We start from the raw sequence: 20,712 nt of genomic DNA, 5'->3' as shown, positions 1-20,712 counted from the left end.
GTGGTCGTAGGTGGTCAGTGATCGTTTGCTGGTCAGGCCGGTGTTCCAGTTGTGCCAGATGGCTGCGGCCATGGCGAGCAGGCGTTGGGCGACCCGGGTGAACACTCCCGCAGGGGTGCGTCCACCGTGTGCTTCGAGGTCGAGTTGGCCTTTGAGGGTCTGGTTGACCGACTCGATCCGTTGCCGGATGCCGCCGAGGTTCCCGTTGCGGTAGGTCTCGTCTTTGCGGTCCGGGCGCAGCAGGTTCAGTCCCAGCGTCTCGGTGAGTTCCTTGAAGGCTTTCCCGGCGAACCCTTTGTCCGCCAGCAAGACCTGGCCTTCGCGGATGAGGTGGTGGTTGCGTTCGAGCAAGGCGGCGAGGACCTCGCGTTCCCCGATCTTCGGAGTGGCGAGGCACCACATGACCGGCATCCCGTCCCCGGCGCAGACGAGGTAGAGCTTGAGCCCCCAGTACCACCGGGAATGTGACGCGCAGTAGCCGTAGCCGGCGTGCCCGGCCAGGTCGGAGCGCTTCACTGTCTCCCTGGACATGCCGCAGGGCACGGGGGTGGCATCGGTGATCCACAGGTCGTCGAACCATGACGGACAGCACGCGGCCAGGGTCAGGATTGCTTGGCACAGCAACGGTTGCGCTGTTTTCAGGCGCTTATGGTAACCGGACTGGGTGAGCATGACGGGGAACATCGCACGCCATTCGGGGTCGGCATGGATGTGGCGGATCCAGCGGCGTTCACTGCGGTGACGCTGCAGCACCTGGGCCACGGCCAGCGTGATCAGCTCGCTGTCGGTCAACTCGGGTCGGCGGCCACGCCCGGTGCGGGGCGGCACGACATGGTCATCGATCAGCACGTAAAGTGCGGTCAGGAGGGTGTTCAGGTCTTTCGTCACACATTGATCTTGAACACCCTCCACCCACGCGGTGACACGGGCCCGCCTTACACCACTTTTACGGAATCACTCATCTAGACGGGCAATGCCACCTCCGAACACCACCTCGACCACCGAGTCGCGGGTGTTCGGGCGACTTTCAGGAAAGCGGTAGGCCGATGGCGGCGAAGCCGTGGCGGCCTGGTTTGGGTGTGCTCAGGAGGCGGTCGCGGATGGGGAGGGGGGTGCCGATGACCGTCCGGGTGGTCTTGTCCAGGAACGCCCGGGGGAAGCCGAAGGGGTTGCCGACCTCGCAGGCCGCCAGGGTCACGAATGCGGGCGTGGTGGTCAGTTTCGCCAGGTGATACGGATGCAGGGGGCCGTCGGCCAGGTGGATGGCGGGGACGGGGTGGTGGGTCCCGTGTGCGGCCAGGTGTAGGTGGGTGGCGTGCTCGATCGCGGTCAGGGCCTCGGCGACAGTGGGGTTGACCAGGAGGGTGCCGCCGTGTTCGCGGTGGAGGCGGGTGGCCTCCGCGGTGGCGTGGCGGAGGTTGGGGCCTGCGATCCACAGGCGGTGGGGTTTGGTGGGGACCGGTGCGGCTTGGGCCTTGTCGAGTGCTTCTGGGTTCGGGGCGATGGTGATGTCGCCGGGGAGCAGGCCCCAGGGGACGTCGGCCAGGTGGTGGGTGGGGATGAGGGTGGTGCGGTGGGGGAGTTTCAGGAGCTGGAACAGGCGGGTGGCGGCTTGGGTGGGGGTGGCCGGGCGGTGGATGGCGAGGGTGGCCGCGTGGTGGAGGGCCCGGGCGGCTTCGGTGATGGCCTGGGTGGGGCCGAGGTTGGTGGTGGCCGTGGGGGTGATCGCGGTCAGAGTGCCGTTGTCGTCGAACAGGGTTGTGGTGCCGGGAGCGGGGCGCGGGCGGGTGTGGGAGGCGCGGATCAGGGCTTCGGCCTGCGCTTTGGTGGCCGGGGTGGCGTGGTCGAGTGCTCGGGTGGCGGCTCGGCGGGTGGCTTCGGGGTCGCCGGTGGCCTGGGCGTAGCGGGCTCGGGCGAGCAGGGAGTCGGCGTAGGCGGGGGCGCGGCCGGAGGCGGCGAGCAGGGTGTGCGCCCGCGCCAGCGCCGCGTCGGCGGGGGCGGTGTGGCCGAGGGCGAGGTGGGAGGCGGCTTGGTCGAGCAGGACCTCGGGCCAGCGCCGTTCGTCGACCCCGGAGGCGGCGTACCGGGCCAGGGCCAGCGGGTGGTCGCCCGCCTGCGCCGCCAGGTGGCCGAGGTTGTGCAGGCACGTCGCCGCCCGCCCGTGCTCGCCCAGCGACGCGTACAACTCGGCGGCCTGCTCCGTCGCGCGCTCCGCCCGCGCGTACTGCCCCAGCGCCCCAGCCGCGACCCCCGACGCCACCAGCGCGTTCGCCCGCCACCGCACGGGCAGCACCCCGCTCAGCGCCAGCTCCAACGCCCCAACGGCCTCAGCGAACCGCTCCTCCGCACACGCGATGACCCCCTCCACGCACGCCGCCACCACGGGCACCACCCCCCGAGCCGCCCCCACCAACTCCCGACTCGTCTCAACATCTCCTAACCGATGAGACACCCAAGCCACCACCAGCGACGACTCCGCCCGCTCCCGCTCCGACCCCGCCGCTTCCACGGCGGCCCACCCCACCCGCCGGGCGGCGAGCGGTGCTCCTTGGTCTTGCAGCCGCAGCGCCTCCGCGTGTCGTTCCGCCCAGGTCACCGTGCTCATGTGGTCACCGGCCTTCGTCGCGGGGCTGCTGTCCTCACCCGCCGGGCGGCGAGCGGTGCCCCTGGTCCGGAAACCGGAGCGCTCCCGCATGACGCCACCGACCACCGGAGGCCCCGCGTCAGATCCACGGGGTCACCGCCGTCCGAGCACCCCGCAGCAGCAACCGCACCGGGCCCGTGCCCACCGGCCCGCCAAAAGCGCCGTCCAGCACCGCGAACCCCGGGTGCCCACCCGCCGTCTGCACATCAACCCGTGAGACGCCCCCAGGCACCCAGCCGACGATCTCCGGACCACGCCGGTGCACAGTCAGCCCCGGGCCCTCCCACACCCGGACCTCCCCGCGCACCAACGGCGCCCGCACCTCGGCCAGCTCCAGCGGGTCCCAAGCGCACCCCAGCAGCCCGCCAGCCATCACCGCCGCGTCCCGCACCCCCTCGGGCACCGGGTCGACGGCGTCCAGAGCCGCCCGCAACTGCCAGACCAAGCTCATCCCGCCTCCTCGACCCGCAGGCCCAGGCCTGCCAGCTCCCGGCGCAGGGTGGCCAGGCACCGGCCCCTCGTCTTCGCCACCGCGCTGTTCGCGAGGCCGACGGCGGCGGCGAGTTCGGCGTAGGAGAGTTCAGGGGCGTAGGCCTGCAGGGCGAGCAACTGTCGACACCGGACACGCAGGGCGCCGAACGCGCGCCACAGCAGGTCGTCGCGTTCGGTTCGGAGGGTTGTCTGCTCCGGGTCGTCCGCCGGGTCGGCCCACTCGCCCCAGGTGTCGGTGGCGACCTCCCTGCCGCGCAGGAGTTTGAGGGATTCGCGGCGGGCGGTGGTGGCCAGCCAGCCCGCCAGGCGGTCGGGGGAGTGGACGGTGGAGATGTTGTCCGCCAGGGCGATCCAGGTTGATTGGCTGACGTCGGCGGCGTCGGTCGTGGAGAGGCGGTGGGCCCTGGCCACGCGCCAGACCAAGGGGGAGTAGCGGTCGACGAGGGTGCGCCAGGACGACTGGTCGCCCTGGGCGGCTCGGGTGAGGAGGGTCGCGGTGTCCATCCGCCTGCCTTTCCTAGGCCTTCGGCGGGTCGGACGGGGGTGGGGTGCGGGTGGCTCCCGCGATCACGCGACCGGGTGACCGGCTGCCAGGGTGCGGGCGATCTCGGCGGCGACGCGGGGGGCGGCGAAGGAGGTGCCGCTCCAGCGGGCGGCGCCGTAGTGGTGGACGCCGTCGGCGAGGCGCACGTGGCTGCTGGTGATGTCGACGCCGGGGGCCAGGCGGTCCACCCAGGGGCCGTGGTTGGTGAAGGGGGCCGGGGCGCCGTCGGGGGTGCAGGCGGCCACGGCGGTGACGGTGGGGAGGGCGGCGGGCCAGAAGGGGCGGGTGGTGGCGTTGTTGCCCGCGGCGGCGACGATCTCGGTGGCGGGGAAGGCGGCCAGCGCCGAGGCGAGGACGGGTGGGCAGCGGTCGTCGGTGGTGTGGCAGCCCGCGGTGAGGACGATGAGGTCCGGGTGCGGCAGGCGGGCCTCGCGGCGCAGGGCGGCGGCCAGGGTGAGGTCGTCGGTGGTGCCCCGGGGGTCGAGGACGCGGTGGGCGCGCAGGGTGGCGCCGGGGGCGTGCTGCAGGACGACGCCCGCGACGAAGGTGCCGTGGCCCGCCAGGCGGTCGTCGGCCCCGTCCCCGTCGGCGTCGAGGACCTCGCGGGCCGACGGTCGGAACCACGGGCGGTCGGCGAACCAGGGGTGCGGGTCGAGGCCGGTGTCGAAGAGCGTGACCGTCACCGCGGGGGACCACACGCCCGGCGGCGGGGCGGGCGGGGTGGGAACCGGCACCGGGATCGCCCCGGTGCCGTGCAGCACCGGTGTGCCGACCAGGTGCACGTGGTTGGCCGAGACCGGCACCCGGTCGGCGAAGTCCTCGGCTATCCGCGCGCAGTCCCGCGCGACCGACGGGCGCAATCGCAACACCGGCGGACCATCGGTTTCGATGGTCGCAACCCACTTCCCCAAGAGCCGCGCCGCGTCCCGCACGTGCGGCTCGGCCACGAGGAGCTCGCCGGTCCGCACGAGGCACTCCCTGGGGCCGCCAGGGTCGTGGACGGTGAGGTCGGGATGCTGTTCGGCCAGCTCACCGAGGGCGGCAGGGGGCGGCGAGTACACACCGGACACCCTGCACCCGCCCCGGCGAGCCCGCACCCGCCGGTGGCCTGGTGTCACCCAGATTGGTGAATTCTTCCCATCCAGTGATCATTGTCTCCATTCGGCCCACTCGGGCGGTGCCGTTCACCGTCTTTCCGGGCGGATGCGAGCGCACTAAGCTGCCGGGGGAGAAGGGTGCTGGGGAAGTCGGCAGCCACCGCGCCGGAGGGGCGGACCGGGGCTGCGGGAACATCGGGCGGCGCGATGCGCGGATGGTGGTGACGACGGGTGCGGTGGTCTGATCGACCGTCGAACACGGTGCCGCGCGACAACACGGTGCCGCGCGGCGCCGCCCGCTTATGCCCCCGCGACCGTTCGCGGTTCGTGGCCCGGATCGTGGTCACCGCCTTCCTCGCGCTCCTCGGCTGGGTCGCCATGGCCGGGACCGCCTCCGCCGCCGCCGACACCGCCCAGGCGCCGCAGCGCGGCGGCCTGCTCGGCTTCGTCGGCGACACCGTCGGCGGCCTGCTCAACGCGACGGCGGGCCTGGTGCACGGTGTCGTGGGCGCTGTGACCGCGCCGTCGAACACGCCGCCGCTGAACTTGCCCTCGTTCGACGTGCCCTCGTTCGAAATGCCTTCGTTCGAGGTGCCTTCGTTCACCATGCCGCCGTTGGACATCCCGCCGCCGCAGCTACCCGGCCCCGGTGCGATCACCTTGCCCGTCCTGCTGCCCGAGCCGGTCGAGACCCCGCTGCTCCCGCAGCCAAAGCCATCGCCTGAGCCCGCTCCTGCCGTCCTCCCGCCCCCGACCGCCCCGGCAGCGCCCCCGGTCGAGGCCGAGGCCGCCCCCGAGGCGCCCACGCTCGCCGAGCCCGTCGCCGAGCGCCGACCGCAGCGCCACGCGCAGCCCGAGGCCCAACCCGTCGCCGCCGCGCCCGCCGGGGCCCCGGCCGACGCCGAGGCGCGTTCCGGACCCGCGGAGCAGCCGCGCAAGCCGCTGTCGCCCAGCGCGCCCGCCGCGCCCGCCTCGGCCGCGCCCGCCGCGCAGGACACCGGCAGCCAGAACCGAGGCGGCCTCGTGGGCGTCCTGACCACCAGGGCCCCTGCTGAACTGACCGTCGTCGCCACCGTCGTTGGCGACCGCGGGTCGTGGCCGCAGTCCGCGTCCGCCGGTCTGCCCGCTTCCTCGCCCGACTGAGCTCGCTTCCCCCTCGGGGACCCGTCTGCCCTTTTGCGCAGGCCCGCACGCGTCCGCGTGGTCCCCGCAGCCCACCAGAACGTCCCGATCGGCCGACCGCGCCTGGCCGCATCGGTGACACCGGCCCCGGCGCCGCGATGCCCCCGCGGCGCCGGGGTCCTACCCCGGCCGCGCACCCGATCGGCACAACGAGGGGCTGTGCCGACTGACCTGGGCGCTCGGCCAGGGCCAATGGTGCGCTGGGTGGCGAGTCAGAACCGAAAGGTCCAGACGATTACGCCATCCAGCGCACTATTTTGTATCGGAGCAGCACCCCGATTGCTAGTCAGGACGGGCGTGATCCGCCCCGGACTGGCCGCTCGCGAACGCGTTCGCGCAGGTCAGACCACTGGGACCAGGTCGTCACCCGGAGAATCGGGTTCTTCGGATGATAGCTGTGCAGCCACCGCCGCCAGCCTGCGGACCGCCGTGGTCAACACGGGCGGGGTGAGCGTGTAGGGCAGCCGCAGCCAGTTCTCCAGACCCCCGTGCACGCCGAAGCGCGACCCGGGGACCAGCCGCACCCCCACCCGCTGCGCGCCGACGGCCAGCCGGGTGCTGATCGGCCCGGGCAGCGCGCACCACAGGCTCTGACCACCGGGCGGTACCGTGAAGCGCCAGTCCGGCCGGTGCTCGCGCACCGCGGCCACCAGCGCGTCGCGCCGCACCCGCAACTGGTCGCGGCGCGCGGCCAGCAGCGGCTCCGGGTCAGCCAGCAGGTCGGCGACGACGAGCTGGTCGAACACCGACGACCCCAGGTCGAACGCGGGCCGGACCGACACCAGCCGCCGGATCACGTCGGCGGGTGCGCGGACCCAGCCGATGCGCAGCCCGCCCCAGTGCGACTTGCTCGCCGAGCCGACGGTGATCACCTGGCCGGGCGCGGCGCAGGCCATCGGCTGCGGGCCCGCGGCCGGGTCGTCCCCCAGGTCCAGCTCGACCAGCGTCTCGTCGACCACGGCGGGTGTCCTCGTGCGGCGCAGGATCGCCCCCAGCCGCTCGCGCCCGGCCGCGTCGAGCCGCCTGCCGGTCGGGTTGTGGAAGTCGACCAGCAGGTAGGCCAGCCGGGGCGCGGACTGGCGCAGCACGGCCTCGGTGCCCACCAGGTCCCAGCCCGTCTCCGGCAGTGGGACGGGGACCGGGACGGCGTGCGCGGCGCGGATGGCGTCGATGGTGTTGGGGTAGGCGGGCTGGTCGAGCAGCACCCGGTCGCCCGGCCCGGTGAGGGTGCGCAGCACCAGCGCGAAGGCGTGCTGGGCGCCGCTGGTGACCAGCACCTCGTCCGGTGCGGTGGGCAGGCCGCGGGCGGTGAACCGCTCGGCCAGGCGGACGCGCAGCTCCGGGTGGCCGGTCTCGTGGTAGCCGTGGTCGGCCAGCTCCGGGGCGAACCGGTCGCGGACCCGGTCGAACGCCGAGCCGACGCCGGGCAGCGCGGCAGGAGCGGCCCTGGCCAGGTCGATCGGCTGCTCGGCCAGCTCCGGGACCGCCCCCGGCCCGTGCGGCAGGGTCGTCCAGGTGCCCGAACCGCGCCTGCTGGCGGCGAAGCCGCCCGCGCGCAGCCGGTCCCAGGCCGAGGCCACGAGGGTGCGGCTGACGCCCAGTGCGGCGGCCAGTTCGCGCTCGGCGGGCAGCGCGGTTCCCGGCGGTAGCTGCCCGTCGAGCACCAGCCCGCGCACCCCGGCGGCCAGACCGCGGCTGCCCCCGGCCCGCCACTCGCCGAGCAGGAGCGCCAAGCGGCGGGTGGAGATGCGGCCAGTGGGCTGGGTCATAAGGCCAATTATCGGTGATTGGCCATCGAGCATCAGGCCAAAGGCGATCACGATGAGCCGCATGGCAGCTCTTGACGTCCACCCGGTGCGCATGGGGATCAGCCCCGGCCGCAGGCTCACCCAGCTCATCGCCGGTCTCTTGCTCTACGGCGTGAGCATGGCCATGCAGATCGAGGCGACGCTGGGCCTGGCGCCCTGGGATGTGCTGCACGAGGCGTTGAACAAGCTGACCGGGTTGAGCTACGGGACGGTCGTGGCGATCGCCAGCGCCGCCGTGCTGCTGTGCTGGTTGCCACTGCGGCAGCGTCCGGGGATCGGGACGGTGGCGAACGTGGTGGTGATATCGGTCTCGGTCGACATCGCGCTGGCGGTGCTGCCGACCCCGAGCGCGCTCGCCGTGCGCATCGCCCTCCTCGTCGGCGGGGTGGTCCTGAATGGACTCGCGACGGCCGCCTACATCGGCGTCCGGCTCGGCCCCGGCCCCCGCGACGGCCTCATGACGGGGATCAGCGCCCGCACGGGGTGGTCGACGCGCTGGGTGCGCACCGGGATCGAGGTCGCCGTCCTCGCCGCCGGGTGGCTCCTCGGCGGCACCGCGGGCCTCGGGACCGCCCTCTACGCGCTCGCGATCGGGCCGCTGGCGCAGGCGTTCCTGCCGCACGTGACCTGGCAGCCGCGGGCCGGAACCGGAATCGGACATTAGTGTCTGGTCCGTGAGCGACACGACGACCATCCCCACGCTGCCCAAATGGAGTCTGGCCATCCCGCCCGTGGCGGTGCTGGTGCTGGCCCTGTCCTGGGGGCGCGACCTCGGCGCGATCCTGCTCACCCTGGTGTGCCTGGGCCTGGTGGGCGCGGTGATCGGCGCGGTGCACCACGCGGAGGTCGTGGCGCACCGCGTCGGCGAGCCCTTCGGCACCTTGATCCTCGCGGTCGCGGTCACCGTCATCGAGGTCGCCCTCATCCTGACCCTGATGGTCTCCGGCGGGGACAAGGCCGCGTCGCTGGCGCGCGACACGGTCTTCGCCGCCATCATGATCACCTGCAACGGGATCGTCGGCCTGGCCCTGCTGGTCGGGTCGCTGCGCCACCGGGTGCAGGAGTTCCGCGCGCACGCCTCCAGCGGGGCGCTCGGGGTGATCGCGGCCCTGGTGACGCTGAGCCTGGTGGTGCCCGCGTTCACCACCTCGTCGCCGGGGCCGACGTTCTCCGGCGTGCAGCTCGCCTTCGCCGGCGTGGTCTCGCTGGTGCTCTACGGCACGTTCGTGTTCGTGCAGACGATCCGGCACCGCGACTACTTCCTGCCGAAGAACTCCCTCACCGACGAGGAGCACGCCGCCGCGCCCGCCAACAGGACGGCCTACACCAGCCTGGTCCTGCTGCTGGTGTGCCTGGTCGCCGTGGTCGGCCTGGCCAAGACGGTCTCGCCGACGCTGGAGACCGCCGTCGACGCGATCGGCGCGCCGGTGTCGTTCGTCGGTGTGGTCATCGCGCTGCTCGTGCTCGCGCCGGAGACGGCGGCGGCCGTGCGGGCCGCGCTGCGCGACCGCCTGCAGGTCAGCCTCAACCTGGCCCTGGGATCGGCGCTGGCCAGCATCGGCCTGACCATCCCGGCCATCGCCATCGCGTCGATCTTCCTGACCGGACCGCTGGTGCTGGGCCTGGACCCGAAGGAGCTGGTGCTGCTGGCCCTGACGATGGTGGTCAGCACGCTGACCCTGGTGCAGGGCCGGGCGACGCTGCTGCAGGGCGTCCTGCACCTGACGCTGTTCAGCTCGTTCGTGTTCCTGGCGATCATGCCGTGAGCGCGGCGCGGACCCCGTCGTAGGTGACCCCGAAGGTCGCCAGCACGTCGGCGGTGGTCCCGCGCGTGCCGAGCAGGGCCAGCAGGATGTGCTCGTCGCCGATGCGCCGCTCGCGCCGGTCGAGCGCCTCGCGCAGGCAGCGCTGGAGCACCTTCTTGGTGTCGGGGGCCAAGGGGGCCCGCCAGCGCGGGTGGCTGCGGCGGCGGCCACCCGAACGGGCCAGCGCCCCCTCGCCGTGCCCGCGCTCCACGGCGGCCACCACGGAGTCGACGTCGATCCCCAGGTCGCCGAGCGCCTCGGTGTCCGCGGCGGACAAACCACCGCGTCGCCGGACCGCCGCGATCGCCGTCCTGGTGGCCTCCTCGGTGACCTCGTGCGCGGCCAGCACCTCGCTGGCGGTGGTGCCGCTCTGGCGTAGCATCCCCAGCAGCAGGTGCTCGGGCTCCACGCGCGCGGCGTGGTCGAGCTCGGCGATGTGCACGCCGTCGCGCACCGCGACCCTGGCCGCATCGGAGAACCGCTCGAACATTCAGTGCCTCCCGTGTTTCTTGTGCACGGCCTGCCTGCTCACGCCGAGTTCGGCCGCGATCTCCTGCCACGACCAGCCGTCGGCGCGCGCGCTGCGCACCTGAACGGCCTCCAGTTGTTCCAGCAATCTGCGCAGCGCGGCCACGGCGTGCAACCCCACCCGGGGGTCGCGGTCACCGGCGGCGCTGGCCAGTTGGGTCGCCTCTGCCATGTCCGTCAACCTACGTTGACGGACCGGCTGTGTCAACTGAAGTTGACGCCAGGCAGGATGCCATCCCATGCCGCAGATCACCGTCGCCGAGGCCGCGGGGGTGGGCCTCGACGGCCAGCCGCGCCCGACCGAGGACGTGGTCATGGTCCTCCCGGACGCCGTCGTCGTCCTCGACGGCGCCACCGCCACCCGCGACGACCTGCCCTCCGGTGGCGCCTACGCCATCGAGCTGGGCGCCCAACTGGTCGCCCGGCTGACCGCCGCCCCGGAGCTGCCGCTGGTCCGCCACCTGTCCGGTGCGATCCGCGCGGTGGCCAGGGGCAACGGCTACACCCCAGGCAACAGCCCGTCGAGCACTGTGGCGATCCTGCGCTGGACCGACGACGAGGTCCAGGCCCTGGTGCTGGCCGACAGCCCGATCGTGGTGCGCACCGACTCGGGTGTCGAGGTCGTCGAGGACACGCGGTTGGCCGAGCTGGCCGCCCAGGACCGGGCGACCCCGGCGGCGGTGGACCGGGTGCGCAACGCCGAGGGCGGCTTCTGGGTCGCGGAGGCCGTCCCGGCGGCCGCTGAGCGGGCGGTGCTGCGGACATGGCCCCGGGAGGCGGTCCAAGCCGCCCTGGTGGTCACCGACGGCGTCTCGTGCGCCGTCGACGACTACCGGCTCCTCGACTGGGCCGAGGCGCTGCGCCTGGTCGGCGAGGAGGGGCCGCAGGCGCTGCTCGACCTCGTGCGCGCGGCTGAGCGGGACGACTCGGCGGCGCGGCGGTGGCCGCGCGGCAAGGTGCACGACGACCAGGCCGCCGCGCACGTGGTCTTCACCGGCGGGGGCTGAGGCGCGGCACGGCCCGCGCCCCGCTGGTCACTCGGGCTTGGCGGTGGCCTTGCCGATGCCCATCCACTCGAAGCCACCCCGGCGGGCCACCGCGGGGTCGAGCAGGTTGCGGGTGTCGACCACCACCGGGCGGGCGGCGGCCTCGGCCAGCCGGGTCCAGTCGAGGGAGCGGAACTCGGGCCACTCGGTGAGCACGACGATGGCCTCGGCGTCCTTGGCGGCCACGTAGGGGTCGTCGACGACGCTGATGTTCGCCAGGTCCGGGCTGGGGTTGTCCGGGCGCAGGGCCGGGTCGTAGGCGACCAGCTCGGCGCCCGCCTGGCGGAGCAGGGCGGCCACGGCCAGGGCCGGGGAGTCGCGCAGGTCGTCGGTGCCCGCCTTGAAGGTGAGGCCGAACAGGGCGATGCGCTTGTGCGACAGCGAGCCGCCGCGCTTGCCGGTGACGGCGGTGCGGACCTTCTCGACCATGCGCTGGCGCTGGCGGGTGTTGGTGTCGATGGTGGCGCGGATGAGGCGGAACTCGAAGTCGGCCGCGTCGGCGAGCTGCAGCATCGCCGAGGTGTCCTTGGGCAGGCAGGAGCCGCCCCAGCCCGGGCCGGGCTGCAGGAACGCCTGGCCGATGCGCTTGTCGTAGCCCATGCCCTCGGTGACGTCGGTGATGTTCGCGCCGAGGCGGTCGCACAGCTCGGCGACGGCGTTGACGTAGGACAGCTTCATCGCCAGGAAGCAGTTGGCCGCGTACTTGACCAGCTCGGCCGACGGGGCGTCGGTCAGCACGGTCGGCGCGCCGAGGCGCGAGTACAGCGCGGCCACGCGCTCGGCGGCGTCCTGCGAGGAGCTGCCGACGACGATGCGGTCCGGGTTGAGGAAGTCGCGGACCGCGCTGCCCTCGCGCAGGAACTCCGGGTTGGACACGACGCCGACGTCCGCGCGGCCCAGCAGCTCCGCGGTGCGGTCCGCGGTGCCGACCGGCACGGTCGACTTGTTGACCACCACGGCCCCGGCCGGGAGCAGGTCGCGCACCTCCTCCACCACCGACTCGACGAAGCTCAGGTCCGCCACGCCGCCCACGCCCATCGGGGTCGGCACGCACAGGAACATGACCTCCGGGCCGCCGTCGACCTGGCGCATCGCCGCCGCCGCGCCGAGCACGAACGACAGCCGCCCGGCCGCGATCCCCTCGGCGACCAGCTCGGCCAGGCCGGGCTCGAGGATGTCGACCTCGCCCCGGCGCAGCCGCTCGACCTTGTCGGCGTCCACATCGGCGCACACCACGTCGTGGCCGAGCGAGGCCAGGCACGCCCCCGTGGTCAGGCCGACGTACCCCGTGCCCACCACGGCCACCCGTCGAACGAACACCTGCAATCCCTCCTGTGGATGAAGCCCCGCTGAACTTGTCGGCCCTGCCGGGGCCGCCGACCGCGAACGGTCAGCCCGTGCCCTCGATCCGCGCGGGCGCGGGTCGCGCCCCGGGGGCCATCATCCGAGCCGAGGCGAACGCGCGCAATGCCCGCTCGTCGCGCAGATCGACCATGCGGTTGCCCCACTGGTCGGTCAGCTCGTCCTCAGCCCCGTCCGCACTGCCGTCCTCGCGCCGGTCCACCGCGGGCCAGCCGTCGGGGAACGGTCCCCGGGAGGCGAAGTCGAGCAGCGAGTCGTACACCCGCACGTAGGCCTGGGCCTGCGGACGCCAGTCGAGCACCTGCTCGGCCCGCCGCCTGCCCGCCGCGCCGAGCTCGCCGCGCCGGTCCGGGTCGTCGGCCAGGGCGACCACGGCGTCGGCCAGGCCGTCGCTGTCGCCCGGCTCGACGTAGACGGCGCAGTCGCCGCCGGAGACGACCGTCTCGGTGAGCCGGTACGCGACCACGGGCAGCGCGTAGGCCATGTACTCCATGGTCTTGTTCATGGTGGACACGTCGTTGAGCGGGCTGCGCGGGTCCGGTGACAGGCCGATCGTCGCCGCCGACAGGTACTTCGCGATCTGCTCCGGCCCGACCCGGCCGGTGAACTCGACGTAGTCGTCCAGGCCCAACTCGGTGCACTGGCGCTTGAGGTCGTCGAGGCAGTCGCCGAAGCCGAGCAGGGCGAAGCGGAAGTCGGTGCGGCCGTGGGTCTTCACGATCCGCTCGGCGGCCAGCAGCACACCGTCCACACCGTCCTGCGGGCCCATGATCCCCAAGTAGGCGACCAGGTGCTCACCACCGCGGCGGATCGACTCGTGGGCGTGGACCGGGCGCATCTTGGTGGTGTCCGGGCCCGAGCGCACGACCGTGGTGTGCTCGCGCGGGACGCCGCCGCGGGTGACGGCGATGTCCTGGTAGGACGAGTTGGTGGAGATCACCCGGTCGGCGGTGCGGAACGTGCGGCGCTCGAGCCACTTGAGCGCGGCGAGCTGAAGCTTGCCGACCAGCCCGGTCGGCTCGCCGAAGCGGGACCGGTAGACCTCGGGGTTGAGGTCGTGGTGGTCGAAGACGTAGCGGACCCCGGCGAGCTTCCACGGCAGGGCCAGCGCCCAGTAGGTGTCCGGCGGGTTGCAGCCCTGGATCACCGCGAAGCGGGCGCGCTTGCGCACCTCGAGGCTCAGCAGCGCGGTGCGCACCCAGCAGTAGGCGAACTCCCAGGCGAAGCCGAACGCGCCCTCGGCCTGCCTGGGCGGGGCGTACTTGTACAGGTGGACGCCGTCGAGCTCGGCGTAGGCGGGGTCGCCGGGGCCCTTGGGACAGATCACCGAGACCTCGTACCCGGCCGCGCGCAGCGCCTGGCACTCCAACCACACCCGGCGATCCAGCGGGACCGGCAGGTTCTGCACGATGATCAGGACGTGCGGACCCGACTCTCGCCTCACGGGTGACCTCATTCGCTAGGAAACCGACGCTGGGTAATCGTCAAATCCATCGGTCGGGTTACCTGCTACACGGTCCAGACTCAAAGAGTGGCGCAGCGAACGCTCTGTGTGTCTTTTTCGCAACAGTCCGAAATTCTGTTACGCAGCGTTGCCGCGATCCGATAGAGGGAGCGTTTCAGCAGGTGATGGTGGAGGTGTAGTCGGGTGTACGTCGCGTCCACCAGGGCAGCGGAGGGCCCGCCCCCGCCCGGCGCACCCCGCGTCAGCCGGGTCCCGACCACGGTCTACCTGCTCGGCACGGTCAGCCTGCTCACCGACATCTCCGCCGAGATGGTGACGGCCTTCCTGCCCGTCTACGTGATCTTCAGCCTGCAGATGAGCTACCTGCAACTCGGCCTGCTCGACGGCATCTACACCGGGGCCACCGCCGTGCTGCGCCTCGTCGGCGGCTACTACGCCGACCGGGTCCACCGGCACAAGGCGGTGGCCGTCGTCGGCTACGGGCTCTCGGCGGTGACCAAGCTCGTGTTCCCCGCCGTCGGCGCCTCGACCTTCGGCCTCGGCGGTGTCCTCGCCGTCGACCGGGCGGGCAAGGGCCTGCGCACCGCGCCCCGGGACGCGATGATCTCCCTGGTCACCACGCCGGACAAGCTGGGCGCGGCGTTCGGCGTGCACCGGACGATGGACACCATCGGCGCGCTCATCGGCCCGCTGGCCACCTTCGCCGTGCTGACCTGGCTGACCACCAGCCCGGGGCCGATCTTCGCGATCAGCTTCTGCTTCGGTCTCATCGGCCTGATCGTCCTGGTCGCCTTCGTCCGCCAGCCCCCGCCGCAGCGGGTGAAGGGGGCGGTGTCGCTGCGCGCGCTGGGGGGTCTGCTGCGCCTGCGCGGGGTGCGCCGCACGACCATCGCCGCCGCCCTGCTGGGCCTGGCCACGATCTCCGACGCGTTCGTGTTCGTCGTGCTCCAGCAGGCCGCCGGGGTCTCGCCGACCTGGCTGGCCCTGATGCCGGTGGGCACCGCGCTGACCTTCCTGCTCGCCGCCACCCCGCTGGGCCGGTTCGCCGACCGGGTGGGCCGGTGGCGGGTGTTCTTCGCCGGGCACGTGCTGCTGCTGGCGGTCTACCTGCTGCTGCTCGGCCCGTTCTCCGGCCTGCCGCTGGTGCTGCTGACGGTGGCGCTGCACGGGCTGTTCTACGCCGCGACCGACGGGGTGCTGATGGCCCACGGGGCGACCCTGGTGCCGGAGCACCTGCGCGCGGGCGGGCTGTCTATCGTGCAGACCGGGCAGGCGTTGGCCCGGTTCGCCTCGTCGGTCGGCTTCGGGCTGCTGCTGCAGAGCCTGGCGTTCACCCCGTCGGTGTGGATCGCGATTGGGACCATGCTGGCCGCCCTGGCGTGCACGTACCTGCTGATCCGTCCGGAGGTGGCGCGGTGAGGGCCTGGCTCGGTCGGAACCGGATCGCGGTCGGGGTGGTGGCGATCGTCCTGGTCGTCGTCGCCTCCGCCGTCTACGTCGTGCGGACCGTGGTGGACCAGCGGGCGGGCACTGGCCCGGGTGCGGCCGTGGCGTCCGGTCTGGTCTATGTGGACAACGGCGGCGGGCAGAACGCGGTGACCTCTGTGGATGGTTCGGGTCATCGGGTGTCCGGGTCGTTGAAGTGCTTGCGGGTGTACACGGCGGGCGGCACCACCGTGTGCCTGCGGATGAGCCTGCCCGGGGCGTACGAGGCTGCGGTGTTCCGGGGGGACCGGGAGGTGCGGTCCGTGCCGTTGCCGGGGACGCCCAGTCGCGCTCGGGTCTCCGCTTCGGGGCAGGTCGTGTCGTGGACCGTGTTCGTGACCGGGGACTCGTACCTGGCGCCTGGTGGTTTCTCCACCCGGACCGGGGTGCTGGATCTGCGGGACGGGTCGTTGCTCGAGACGCTTGAGGGGTTTCAGACGACCATCGAGGGGGTGCCGGATGACCGGGTGAATGAGAACTACTGGGGTGTGACGGTCGCTTCGGATGACAACACGTTCTACGCGACTCTGGGGTCTGGGAACCAGACGTGGTTGGTGAAGGGGGATTTGCGGGGGAGGACGATGGAGACGGTTCGGGCGGGGGCGGAGTGCCCGTCGTTGTCGCCGGATGAGGAGCGGGTCGCTTACAAGAAGCGCGGGGGGCGGTTGGGCGGGTGGCAGTTGTTCGTGTTGGAGTTGGGGTCTGGGGTGGAGCGGGAGTTGCCTGGGTCGGACGGGGTGGATGACCAGGCGGCTTGGATTGACGGGGGGACCTTGGCTTATGCGAAGGTGCGGGAGGGGGGATATCCGACGATTTACTCTTCGGCTGCTGATGGGGGTGGGGGGCCTCGGGTGCTGGTGGAGGCTGCTTCGTCGCCTTCGCCTGCTTGAGGGGCTTGGGGGGTGCTGGATCGGGTGGTTCTGTGTGGCCGGGGACCCCTACGACGATCATGTGCGTGAGGGTCAAAAGTGAGGGGAAGGGCACTCTCACCGCCTTCCGAGGCTTGCACATGATCGCCTCCCCCAACCACAGAACCACCCGATCCAGCCTTTCCGTAGGCCGGGCTCCGGGGGACTTGGGTGGGGTGTTTTACGGCTTGTTCAGTTGGTTGTTCGCTGCGTTCTTGTTGTTCTGCCACTCGGCGACTGTGGCGCCGTTGTCCAGGAGGACTTCGCCCCAGCCGCCGGTGGTGGGGCCGAAGGTGTTGTCCTTGATGACGGCGTTCTTGGTGGAGGCTCCCACGCGGAGGGTGTAGCCGCCGCCTGACAGGTAGTTGCCCACGATCTGGATGCCGGTGCTGGGGCTTTCGCTGGACATGAGGAAGACGGCGCCGTTCTGGTGGGTGCCGTCGTAGGCCTTGCCGTCGGCGCTGATGTCGATTCGGTTGTAGCGGATCACCAGGTCGGAGCCGCCGTAGGCCTGGATGCCGTCGTTGTGGGTGTTGTTGGGGTAGGTGCCCGCGCGCAGCAGGTCGTGGATGTGGTTCTGCTCGATGAGGCTCTTGCCGGGGCCGTTCTGGATGCCGTCGGGGGTGCCCGAGATGTCGCAGCGGATGACCGTGACGGTGGCGTCGCCGTGGATGGCTCCGTTGCCCCAGGCCTTGCCCGGCCACTCGGAGTCGTTGTAGGTGACCGTGGTGTCGCGGACGTCGATGTGCCCGCCGTTGCCCAGGATCGGCGACCAGCTCTTGCGGTTGCCCTCGATCACCGAGTTGCGGATGGTCAGCTTGCCGCCGCCGTGGTACTCGATGCCGCCCTTGACCCACACGCCGTCGAGGGTCACGGTGCCGCCGAAGCGCAGCGCGCCCTCGTTCCAGGTGGTGCCGGGCGGGGCGGAGCCGGGGCCGTCGACGACCTTGAGCCTGGCCCGGTCGCCGACGAAGCCGACCTGGCCGGGGGCGGGGACCTGGGCCGCCGCGGGCGCGCCACCGGGCGCGGGCGGCCGCGGCGTGGACGGGGGCGGCTTCTGGGTGCCGGGGGAGAGCGTGGCGGTCGCGCCCGGCGCGGGGGCGGGCGGCAGGACCTCGGTGGGGGCGGTCGGCTCCGGCGGGGCCTGCGGCGCCTCGGAGGGCGGGGCCACGTACGCGGGCGGGGGCAGTTCGGGGAGGTCGGGGGCGGGCTTCCCGGCGAGCGGCTTGCATCCGGTGGCCGACAGCAGCAGACCGGCGGCGGCGAGGGCGAAACCGGGCCCTCTCCGGCGTCTATGGCTCTCCGGCATCGAGGCTCTCCTCCTTGGGGTCGGTGATCTCGGCAAGAGGCGTCGGCACTCTAAGCACATCGCCGGGGGGATCACAATAGAATCACAATGCGGGGTGCCGAATGGTCACGATCCGTGGGTCAGGTCCGGCGGCGTCCGGACGACGTTCTGTAACGATCCGGGCACCTCGGCGATGACTAAGCGCACGGGAAGTCGATTCGAGAACGGGGAACGTCGGATGCGCGCGAGCAGCCGCCCGGTCGTCGTGCCCGGTCGCCACCAGGCCCCGCCCCCAGCGGTGGCCAAGGCCCCCCTCTGGCTCACCGCGACCTTTCTGGCCTGCGCTCTCGCCGCCGTGCGGGTGGTGCTCGTGTCCGTGGTCCCCTACGACCGGGCGGTCGGGCTGTTCGACGACGACGCCTTCTACTACTTCGGCGTCGCGCGACGGCTGGCCGAGGGCGCCGGGTCGACCTTCAACGGGATCGACCTCACCAACGGGTATCACCCGCTGTGGTTGCTGCTCCTGGTCCCGGTGTTCGCCGTCGCGCACGGTCACGCGGCCCTGGTGGTTGTGACGTGCCTCTCGTCGGTGGTCGTGATCGTCTGCGCCCGCTTCATCGACCGCGTGGGCGCGCACACCGGCAGACCGGTCCTCGTCGCGGTCGCCGCCGCGCCGCTGCTGCTGCTCGGGGCGACCGGGCCCGCCTTCTTCTTCTCCGGGATGGAGACCGGCCTGCTGCTGCTGGCCGTGTGCTGGCTCGGCGCCACCTACGTGCGCACCGACGGCTTCACCGCCCCGGACTTCGGCGTGGTGCGGGCCAGGTCGGCGGGCGTGCTCATGGGCCTGGTCGTGCTGGCCAGGCTGGACGCGGTGTTCCCGATGGTCCTGCTCGGCCTGCTCGCCGCGCTGACCTGGCGGCGGGCCGGGCGCCGGTGGGTGCTGCTGACCGTGTCGCTGGCGGTCTGGCCCGCGGTGCTGCTCAGCGGCTACGTCGTGGTCAACCTGGTCGGGTTCGGCACGCCTGCGCCGGTGTCCGGGCAGGCCAAGGCGCTGGGCGGCAGCGGGTTCAACCTCGACGTCGTCGGCCAGTTCGCCTCGGCGCCGGTGCTGTTCGGGCGGGGCACGTGGCTGGGCGCGCTGGCTGTGGTCGTCGTCGTGGTCGCCCTGGTCTTCCCCGTCAGCGAGCGGCTCGACGTCGCGGCCCGGTTCGGCGCCGTGGTGCTCGCGGGCGGGGTGCTGACCGTCGGGTACTACGCGCTGACCTCGTCCTGGCAGTTGTGGCCCTGGTACTTCTCCGCCGCGCCGACGGCCCTGGTGTTCGCCCTGCCCGCCGTGCTCGCCCGGTTCGCCACCCGGGTGCCGGTGCGGGTCCTGGCCGCGTCGGTGGTGGCGCTGCTCGTGCTCGCGGCGGCGGCGGTCAACGGGGTGCGGGTCGCGGGCGGTGGGGTGCAGCGGGCGGCGTTCATCGAGGCCGGGCCCGCGGTCGCGGCCCGGGTCGACCGGCTGCTGCCGCTGGGCGTCCCGATCGCGGTGGGCGACCGGGCGGGCAGCCTCGGCTACCACCTGACCAGGCCGCTGGTGCACCTGGAGGGGCTGGTCAACTCGGCCGAGTACCTCGACGCGCTGCGCGGCGGGCGGGTCAACCGCTTCCTGGCGCGGCGGGGGGTGGCGCTCTACGGGCGCGGTGACGCGGAGCCGGGCGCCCCGGACCCGGCCAACCCGGGGTGCGTGCGGTTCGCCGAGCCCGCCCAGGGCGCCGGGGCGAAGGCGTCGGTGGTCGTTTGCGACCGCGACCTAGTGCTCAACGACCCCATCGAGGACGGAACTTCCTACCGAGTGTGGAGATACCGTACGGAACTCAATCCGTAGTTGTCACTGATAATCGAACAAACGGGTTAGTGAGCCAGCAGCGACATCACGTGGAGTAACGGTCCTCCGCGTGTCCACGATTGACTGTCCAGTAGGCCGTAACCACGACCGTGACCGGCCGGGCATCGGGTGTTGGGGCGCTGATGGACTTCTGGAAGACACTGCTGGTTCTGCTCAAGCGGTGGTACGTGGCGGTCCCCGTCTTCGTCGTCTCGCTCGGCCTGGCCGCGGGCGTGTACGCGGCCACGCCCATGCACTACGAGTCGACCGGCACGCTCGTGCTGACCGCGCCGACCAGCGGGCCCACCCAGGTCCAGGACAAGGACAGCGGGCAGACCAACCCGCTGCTGGCGTTCCAGTCCAGCCTGTCGATCTCAGCGCTGATCGTGGTGCAGAGCATCAACACCCCCGAGGTGGTCAAGGGCCTCGGCGCGGACAAGTCCGACCACAAGTTCCTGCTCGCGGGCGGCTCCGACACCGGTCCGTTCATCAGCGTCACCGCCGAGAGCGCCGACGAGGAGGGCTCGCGGCGGTTGGTGACGACCGTGCTGGACCTGGTGCGGTCCGAGCTGACCAAGCGCCAGGAGGCGCTCGGCGCGGCCCCGGAGACCTTCATCCGGGTCGACGACGTCGTCCCGCCGACCGAGCCGGAGCCGATGCGCGGCGGCAAGCTGCGGGCGGGTGGCGTGGCGCTGGTCCTTGGCCTGATCGCCAGCCTGGCCACCGTCTACGGGGTCGAGAGCTACCAGACCCGCAAGCGCCCCGACGAGGCCGACGAGGACACCGCCGCCGACGAGCCGACCCCCGAGCCCACCGGCGGCGACCCGGCCCCAGCCCCGACGCGGGGCCCCGAGCACCGCGCCCCGGTCGAGCGCGGCCCCGACCCGCGCGCCCTGCCCGCCCGCGGCGACGTGCCGCCGGTCCGTCGCGTGCTGCCCGGCGAGCCCCGCCAGACCCCGTCCCCGCCCGCCACCCCGGTGGCCACGGGCCAGCAGCCCGCCCAGGCGCCCGGCCCCACCACCCCCGCCGCGGCCAAGCCCCCCGTCGCCGGCGCCCCGCCGGTCAACGGCAAGTCCCCGGCGCCCAGCGCCGCCCCGGTCAACGGCAAGGCGGCGCCGAACGGCAGGCCCGTCGACCAGCCGACGATCCGGATGAAGCCCGCCCCGCCGCGCGACCGCGGCTGACCCG

19 protein-coding genes are annotated in these 20,712 nt (G+C 72.8%); 8 read left to right on the top strand and 11 right to left on the bottom strand.

Going from position 1 to position 20,712, the window contains the following annotated elements; all coding sequences use genetic code 11:
• The 5 genes from GCL84_RS25640 to GCL84_RS25620 form a co-directional block, all read right to left on the bottom strand.
• A partial coding sequence (locus tag GCL84_RS25640; protein WP_156756081.1) for an IS982 family transposase occupies positions 1-888 on the bottom strand: 888 nt, incomplete at its 3' end.
• Positions 889-1,027: 139 nt separating this feature from the next.
• On the bottom strand, positions 1,028-2,605 hold the full coding sequence (locus GCL84_RS25635; RefSeq protein WP_156758101.1) for a hypothetical protein: 1,578 nt from the start codon (positions 2,603-2,605) through the stop codon (positions 1,028-1,030).
• A gap of 118 nt (positions 2,606-2,723) precedes the next feature.
• Positions 2,724-3,095 carry a hypothetical protein gene (locus GCL84_RS25630; RefSeq protein ID WP_156758100.1) on the bottom strand — a complete coding sequence of 124 codons (372 nt, stop codon included), beginning with the start codon at positions 3,093-3,095 and terminating at the stop codon, positions 2,724-2,726.
• Positions 3,092-3,640, bottom strand: a complete 549-nt coding sequence (locus tag GCL84_RS25625; RefSeq protein ID WP_156758099.1) for an RNA polymerase sigma factor — start codon at positions 3,638-3,640, stop codon at positions 3,092-3,094. The genes GCL84_RS25630 and GCL84_RS25625 overlap by 4 nt, the downstream gene beginning before the upstream one ends.
• A gap of 63 nt (positions 3,641-3,703) precedes the next feature.
• A complete protein-coding gene (locus GCL84_RS25620; RefSeq protein ID WP_235926699.1) occupies positions 3,704-4,741 on the bottom strand; it encodes a S8 family peptidase in 1,038 nt (345 codons plus the stop codon).
• Positions 4,742-5,038: 297 nt separating this feature from the next.
• Here GCL84_RS25620 and GCL84_RS25615 point away from each other — a divergent pair, with 297 nt between their 5' ends.
• Complete coding sequence (locus GCL84_RS25615; RefSeq protein WP_156758098.1) at positions 5,039-5,920, top strand: hypothetical protein; 882 nt, start codon at positions 5,039-5,041, stop codon at positions 5,918-5,920.
• A gap of 380 nt (positions 5,921-6,300) precedes the next feature.
• On the opposite strand, the gene yczR is transcribed toward GCL84_RS25615, so the two are convergent.
• Complete coding sequence (gene yczR, locus GCL84_RS25610) at positions 6,301-7,728, bottom strand: MocR-like transcription factor YczR (RefSeq protein WP_156758097.1); 1,428 nt, start codon at positions 7,726-7,728, stop codon at positions 6,301-6,303.
• Positions 7,729-7,789: 61 nt separating this feature from the next.
• On the opposite strand from yczR, the gene yczE reads away from it, so the two are divergent.
• Positions 7,790-8,431, top strand: coding sequence for a membrane protein YczE (yczE, locus tag GCL84_RS25605; protein WP_156758096.1), 642 nt, complete (start codon positions 7,790-7,792; stop codon positions 8,429-8,431).
• A 10-nt stretch (positions 8,432-8,441) separates the two neighbouring features.
• Complete coding sequence (locus GCL84_RS25600; protein ID WP_235926697.1) at positions 8,442-9,533, top strand: calcium:proton antiporter; 1,092 nt, start codon at positions 8,442-8,444, stop codon at positions 9,531-9,533.
• On the opposite strand, the gene GCL84_RS25595 is transcribed toward GCL84_RS25600, so the two are convergent.
• Positions 9,523-10,062, bottom strand: coding sequence for a Clp protease N-terminal domain-containing protein (locus GCL84_RS25595; RefSeq protein WP_156758095.1), 540 nt, complete (start codon positions 10,060-10,062; stop codon positions 9,523-9,525). The genes GCL84_RS25600 and GCL84_RS25595 overlap by 11 nt on opposite strands.
• Positions 10,063-10,272, bottom strand: coding sequence for a helix-turn-helix domain-containing protein (locus GCL84_RS25590; RefSeq protein ID WP_156758094.1), 210 nt, complete (start codon positions 10,270-10,272; stop codon positions 10,063-10,065).
• Between the two features lie 67 nt (positions 10,273-10,339).
• On the opposite strand from GCL84_RS25590, the gene GCL84_RS25585 reads away from it, so the two are divergent.
• Positions 10,340-11,107 (top strand): protein phosphatase 2C domain-containing protein, encoded by a 768-nt coding sequence (locus GCL84_RS25585; RefSeq protein ID WP_156758093.1) that lies wholly within the window; start codon positions 10,340-10,342, stop codon positions 11,105-11,107.
• A gap of 27 nt (positions 11,108-11,134) precedes the next feature.
• Here the strand turns inward: GCL84_RS25585 and GCL84_RS25580 are convergent, their stop codons facing one another.
• Positions 11,135-12,466 (bottom strand): UDP-glucose dehydrogenase family protein, encoded by a 1,332-nt coding sequence (locus GCL84_RS25580; protein WP_156758092.1) that lies wholly within the window; start codon positions 12,464-12,466, stop codon positions 11,135-11,137.
• Positions 12,467-12,536: 70 nt separating this feature from the next.
• Entirely contained in the window at positions 12,537-13,952 is a 1,416-nt protein-coding gene (locus GCL84_RS25575) for a glycosyltransferase family 4 protein (protein ID WP_235926695.1), read from the bottom strand.
• Between the two features lie 204 nt (positions 13,953-14,156).
• Here GCL84_RS25575 and GCL84_RS25570 point away from each other — a divergent pair, with 204 nt between their 5' ends.
• Positions 14,157-15,392 carry an MFS transporter gene (locus tag GCL84_RS25570; RefSeq protein ID WP_156758090.1) on the top strand — a complete coding sequence of 412 codons (1,236 nt, stop codon included), beginning with the start codon at positions 14,157-14,159 and terminating at the stop codon, positions 15,390-15,392.
• A complete protein-coding gene (locus GCL84_RS25565; protein ID WP_156758089.1) occupies positions 15,389-16,348 on the top strand; it encodes a TolB family protein in 960 nt (319 codons plus the stop codon). The genes GCL84_RS25570 and GCL84_RS25565 overlap by 4 nt, the downstream gene beginning before the upstream one ends.
• Positions 16,349-16,547: 199 nt before the next feature.
• On the opposite strand, the gene GCL84_RS25560 is transcribed toward GCL84_RS25565, so the two are convergent.
• Positions 16,548-17,675 (bottom strand): right-handed parallel beta-helix repeat-containing protein, encoded by a 1,128-nt coding sequence (locus GCL84_RS25560; protein ID WP_156758088.1) that lies wholly within the window; start codon positions 17,673-17,675, stop codon positions 16,548-16,550.
• 217 nt (positions 17,676-17,892) lie between these two features.
• Between GCL84_RS25560 and GCL84_RS25555 the strand changes: the two genes are divergently transcribed.
• The gene (locus GCL84_RS25555) at positions 17,893-19,524 is read left to right on the top strand and encodes a hypothetical protein (RefSeq protein WP_156758087.1); all 1,632 of its coding nucleotides are present in this window, start codon (positions 17,893-17,895) and stop codon (positions 19,522-19,524) included.
• 143 nt (positions 19,525-19,667) lie between these two features.
• On the top strand, positions 19,668-20,708 hold the full coding sequence (locus GCL84_RS25550) for a YveK family protein (RefSeq protein WP_156758086.1): 1,041 nt from the start codon (positions 19,668-19,670) through the stop codon (positions 20,706-20,708).
• Positions 20,709-20,712: the final 4 nt, after the last annotated feature.

It is taken from the genome of Actinokineospora pegani, assembly GCF_009745975.1.
GTDB lineage: Bacteria > Actinomycetota > Actinomycetes > Mycobacteriales > Pseudonocardiaceae > Actinokineospora > Actinokineospora pegani.
Note: the sequence above shows the minus strand (reverse complement) of the source record. Positions and strands in the feature narration are given on the sequence as shown.